The 2276-nt window shown below is 59.2% G+C and carries 2 protein-coding genes and 1 riboswitch; both genes read right to left on the bottom strand.

Features of this window, described 5'->3' with window-relative positions; all coding sequences use genetic code 11:
* On the bottom strand, positions 1-777 hold a 777-nt coding region (locus tag RCH91_RS06015; RefSeq protein ID WP_306533706.1), incomplete at its 3' end, for a S8 family serine peptidase.
* 76 nt (positions 778-853) lie between these two features.
* Positions 854-937, bottom strand: a riboswitch (cyclic di-GMP riboswitch).
* 291 nt (positions 938-1228) lie between these two features.
* A partial coding sequence (locus tag RCH91_RS06010) for an Ig-like domain-containing protein (protein WP_306533705.1) occupies positions 1229-2276 on the bottom strand: 1048 nt, incomplete at its 5' end.

The raw sequence follows: 2276 nt of genomic DNA, 5'->3' as shown, positions 1-2276 counted from the left end.
ATAGTTGACGGCGTTCTGGAGGGTGGAGGAGCTGGTGGTTCCGCCGAAGCTGAGATTGATGATCCGGACGCCGTGGTCGGCGGCGTAGGTGATGGCGCTGGCCATGCGCGAATAGGTGGCGTAGCCGGTGGAGTCCGAGATTACCAGGGGCATGATCTGGTTCTGCCAGGCCACGCCGGCAACACCGGCTGCGTTGTTGGCCATTGCCGCCGCCGAGCCTGCCACCTTCGTTCCGTGGCCATAGACGTCATGGGTGTCGATGGTGTTCGTGTAGAAGTTGAAGCCGGGGAGAAGCTTGCCGGCCAAGTCGGGGTGGCTGGGATCGACGCCCGTGTCCAGGATGGCGATGTCAACGGTGCTCGAGCCGGTGCTGATGTCCCATCCCGCCGGCGCTGCGATCTTGGGGAGATGCCACTGGGAGACGTAGGAGGGGTCGTTGGGGGTTACAAGCGGCTCAGCCACATAGTTCTCTTCGACAAAGCTGACGTTGGGGTTTTTGGCGAGGGCGGCCTTGACCTTAGCCCGGGCCGCGGTAGGCACTTTGATCTTCTTTACCCGGAGCTGGGGGATTTCTTCGGCTTCCTGGGCGCCTACAACCTTCAGCACGCTGTCGGAGCCGGTCTTGTGGACTCCAGCCTTGAACTGGATGAGCAGTTCATCGGTTTCGAACTTTTGGGGGGATGGGGCGGCATTCGCCATTCCTGCCGCAAGGCAGAGGATTCCGATGATGCCAAGGTGTGTCGCGACTTTTCCACAAACTCGTTTCGTGCAGCGCATGCGCCACCTCCATGGGTTGAGTTTGCTTCCTACCTCAGAAACAGACCCCCGCACCGATGGAAGGCGGGTGTTGCTCTTCGACAACCCGGCTATCCTGCCCATGGAGGCAGGACCCGTGGCTTTGCGTCCTCCGGTTACCCGGAGTTTGCCCTTTCGGAAACTTTCTTTGCTCTGTGATACTCTTCGGCAGGAAAAGATGGAACTTTAGGTAAGAAAAAGTGACGAACATCACAAAATGGAGACATGGGAAGAGGGCTGGTTTAAGAGAGGTGGAGTTATGTGCCGGTGGTTATAGATACCAATTGTAGGGACGGGGCATGCGTTGCTACAAGATTTGAATGTTTGTTGCCGGAGCAATAACGTGCCGAGGGATTGATTTCGAACACAAACGGGGCGGCCTTCTGGTCGCCCCGTTTGTGGAAAATGGTAAAAGTAGGTGTGTGAGTAGCGACTATTTGTAGACCGTCACCGATGTGGTTCCGATATTCTTGGTGGCGTCAAAGGCCTTGGCGGTGAGGGTATGGGCTCCGCTTGTAATCTTCCGCGTGTTCCAGAAGTAGTACAGGGAGGTGGAGCCGGTGCTGGTGGCTCGCAGGTTGCCGTCGATGTAAAGCTCGATCCGGTTCACACTGACATTGTCACTGGCGGCGATGGTGACGGTCGCCTTGGTCCCGATGGTCAAGCCGTTGGCCAGTGAGGTAATGGCGACCGTCGGGGCGATGATGTCGATCTGGTTGATGGAGTTGATTGCATCAATGACGTCGATGGGGACGATAGCGGTGGTGTCGACCGTATTGACGACTTTAACCGCCACGTTGCCCGATTGACCCATGTTCCCGGCGCCGTCATAGGCCACTGCTTCGAGGGTGTAGGTGCCATCCGGGATCGTGGTGGTATCCCACTGGAAGGAGAACGGTGCGGTGGTTGCGGTGGCAAAGGAGGCGCCGTTGATGCGAAGGTCCACCTTTGCTACACCCACGTTGTCCGATGCCGCGACTGCCACTGACACCTTGCCTTTCAGAGTGCTCGCGCTCGTGGGCGAGGTGATCGTGGCTTTCGGCGCGGTGGTATCGGTCTGTGCCGCGGCATATTTTGCCGCCGTGAGGCTCTTGAGGACGTTGATCCTGCCGTTGCCGAAGTACTGGTCGAAGCCTGGATCACCGATGTCGTCGGCATTCCTGGTGATGATATCGACCACCTGGGCATTGGTCAGGGTCGGGTTGACGGAGAGGATGAGTGCCCCGAGCCCTGCCGCGATGGGGGAGGAGAAGGAGGTTCCGCTGACGCTGCCGTAGCCGCCGCCGTTGGTGGTGGTCAGGATGGAGACCCCGGGAGCGGCAATGTCGATGGTTGAGCCATAGTTGGAGAAGCTCGCCTTGGCGTCGTTGGCGTCGGTGGCCGACACCGACACGACGTTGGTGCAGGCGGCCGGGTAGTAGGGGGCGCTCGTGTTGTAGTTGGACGCCGAGGCGAAGACTATGGCCCCTTTGTTCCAGGCA

This window comes from Geobacter sp. (genome assembly GCF_030834625.1).
In the GTDB taxonomy this organism is placed as follows: domain Bacteria; phylum Desulfobacterota; class Desulfuromonadia; order Geobacterales; family Geobacteraceae; genus Geobacter.
This window is presented reverse-complemented; position numbering and strand designations above follow the sequence as displayed.